The organism is Rhodococcus sp. NPDC059968 (genome assembly GCF_042738615.1).
Classification (GTDB): Bacteria; Actinomycetota; Actinomycetes; order Mycobacteriales; family Mycobacteriaceae; genus Rhodococcus_F.
In genome coordinates this window covers 1-1,031 of sequence record NZ_JBHWUE010000295.1, presented here as the reverse complement: position 1 = coordinate 1,031, position 1,031 = coordinate 1, and the positions used below count along the sequence as shown (strand labels likewise).

Genomic DNA, 1,031 nt, shown 5'->3' with positions numbered 1-1,031 from the left:
CCGCGGACCGCGGTCTTCGGGCCGGTCAGGCCCATCAGACCGTAGATGAACATCGCGAACGCCACGATGTACAAAACGTTGACCAAATACTCCATTACTTGTCCCCACCCTTCTCAGCAGCAACAGGGGCGGTGGGCTTGGACTTGAACATCGCCAGCATGCGGTCGGTGACCACGAAACCACCGACCACGTTGATCGTTCCGAAGACCAGGGCGACGAACAGGATCACCTGCAGGCCCCACGGCGGGTCCTCGACCTTGCCGAGCACCACCAGCGCGCCGAGCACGACGATGCCGTGGATGGCGTTCGTGCCCGACATCAGCGGGGTGTGCAACGTGTTCGGGACCTTGGAGATCACCGCGAACCCCACGAACCCGGACAACACCAGGATCGCGATGTTCGCCAACAATTCGGTATACATCAGACGGCCGCCTTGGTGTCCGGACGAACATCGGTGTCGTCCCAGAGTTCCTGGGACAGGTCGACGAAGCCATACGCCCGCCGGGGCACCATCACATGGTCGAGAAATACCGCCAGGGGTGTCGCGAGTGTTCTGAGAAGCGTTGTGATCATGAGATTTCCTTGGTGTCGCGGGTGACGCAGGCGGCGGCGAGGACCTCGTCCGAGAAATCGGGGGCCAGCTTCCCGTCGACGAGCATCAACTCGAGCAGAGCGGAGATGTTCTTCGAGTACAGCTCCGAGGCGTGCTCGGGCATGCTGGCGGGCAGGTTCAGCGGCGAGCAGATCGTCACCCCGTGCTTGACGACGGTCTGACCGGGCTCGGTGAGCTCGCAGTTACCGCCGGTCTCCCCGGCCAGGTCGACCACCACGGAGCCGGGCTTCATGCCCTCCACCGCGGCGGCGGTCACCAACCGGGGCGCCGGTCGGCCCGGCACCAGGGCGGTGGTGATGACCACGTCGAAGCCCTTGATCGCCTCCTCGAGCGCCTGCTGCTGCTGCGCCCGCTCCGCCTCGGTCAGCTCGCGGGCGTACCCGCCCTCACCGGCGGCGTCGATCCCCAGATCGAGCCA

Annotated in this window: 2 protein-coding genes and 1 pseudogene; all 3 read right to left on the bottom strand. The window is 65.2% G+C overall.

Annotated features, from left to right (window positions below; genetic code table 11):
• Positions 1-94: 94 nt before the first annotated feature.
• Positions 95-421 carry an NAD(P) transhydrogenase subunit alpha gene (locus ACFWAY_RS53940; RefSeq protein WP_072945952.1) on the bottom strand — a complete coding sequence of 109 codons (327 nt, stop codon included), beginning with the start codon at positions 419-421 and terminating at the stop codon, positions 95-97.
• Entirely contained in the window at positions 421-573 is a 153-nt protein-coding gene (locus tag ACFWAY_RS53935; RefSeq protein WP_378516563.1) for a hypothetical protein, read from the bottom strand. The genes ACFWAY_RS53940 and ACFWAY_RS53935 overlap by 1 nt, the downstream gene beginning before the upstream one ends.
• Positions 570-1,031 (bottom strand): annotated as a pseudogene (locus ACFWAY_RS53930) (NAD(P)(+) transhydrogenase (Re/Si-specific) subunit alpha); the annotation flags it as partial. The pseudogene ACFWAY_RS53930 and the gene ACFWAY_RS53935, both read right to left, overlap by 4 nt.